Origin of the sequence: Clostridium tagluense, from assembly GCF_003865095.1 — a bacterium.
Classification (GTDB): domain Bacteria; phylum Bacillota; class Clostridia; order Clostridiales; family Clostridiaceae; genus Clostridium_AD; species Clostridium_AD tagluense.
This window is the reverse complement of sequence record NZ_BHYK01000111.1, coordinates 1-1,120: the sequence shown is the minus strand read 5'-3', so window position 1 is coordinate 1,120 and position 1,120 is coordinate 1. Positions and strand designations below refer to the sequence as shown.

The 1,120-nt window shown below is 33.8% G+C and carries 1 protein-coding gene; it reads right to left on the bottom strand.

Annotated features, from left to right (window positions below):
- Positions 1–100: 100 nt before the first annotated feature.
- Positions 101–937: an integrase catalytic domain-containing protein gene (locus Ctaglu_RS24745; protein WP_148097612.1), complete on the bottom strand. Its 837-nt coding sequence runs from the start codon at positions 935–937 to the stop codon at positions 101–103.
- Between the last annotated feature and the right edge of the window lie 183 nt (positions 938–1,120).

The following is a 1,120-nucleotide window of genomic DNA, read 5'->3' as shown; positions in this document are numbered from 1 at the left end:
CTTGCACCGTGCAGGCTTGTTTGCTATGCCTGTTTTTATTACAAACCGCTCTAATATCATAAATTTTATAGTTCTATACAACTCAATACAAATTCAAGTTTTATTTATTAGTTTCCGTGAGTACTCTAATTAGATTTGACAATGCAGTTGATTTATAATTAACATTATTTAGCCGAACACCATCTCTTGTATAAGGTTTCATTTTTTGTGGTAATAATTCCATTTCGATTGTGTCCTCGTCATTAACATCAACATACTCTGGATAACCTACTATTCTAAGTCCATCGTAATATCTTGAAATTGGAGTATTAGAATTAAGCGGTAATCCTTTGTGTTTTGAGTAATGATAAATGTCTGTAATATATATAGTCAGTAATTCTTCTACATCATTTACAGTTAATTTAGCCTGTTCATCTGGTTTATAATCACCTAATTTTGTAGGATTACTTTTTCTTGTCCCATCCAATCTGTGTATGAGCTGAGAATTAATCGTTCCAAAATATCGCTCAATAACACCTCCATATCTTGGAGTTCTGACTGGTCTGAACTTCAACGTAGACCTTAACGTTTCGTTAACCATTCTTCTTACTTCAATTGATTTAAAATCTGGTCCATTATCTAACTGAATAATTGAAGGTACTCCAAAAATATCCCACTCATTTATCGTATTATATTTTTCCTTTGCTTTTTTAAAGAAAACGCCCTGCTGTAACGCCTTTCTAACTTTATTTGCAGATGGTGGTTCAAATGATACATGCAAACACCATACCATTCTGGTAAATAAATCAATCCCTACTGTAATCCATGGTCTACCAATGACAAAACCTGATTTGTCATCTATTACATCAATATCCAACTCAGTATGGTCAATAGCTACAATATGAAGAGGATATTTAGCTTCATTCTTTGTATACCCACGCTCAATATCATCAATCATCTCAGAAGCTTTTTTTCCACCTCTTAATCTTGTCTTTATCCGAGAGTCCAACCTATTGTTTTTGGCAAGCTAAAAACCATGCATTGCGGAACTTAATTTTTCCAGCACCCTATTTCCATTATTGGGTATTCATGGTTGAGTGTGTTAAGCGGTAGCTTGGGCCACTAAAAACTAATAAATGGC

Bases quoted from the DNA above. Each gene is read 5' to 3' on its own strand.
- Ctaglu_RS24745 (WP_148097612.1), bottom strand. From the start codon at position 937: ATGATTGATGATATTGAGCGTGGGTATACAAAGAATGAAGCTAAATAT.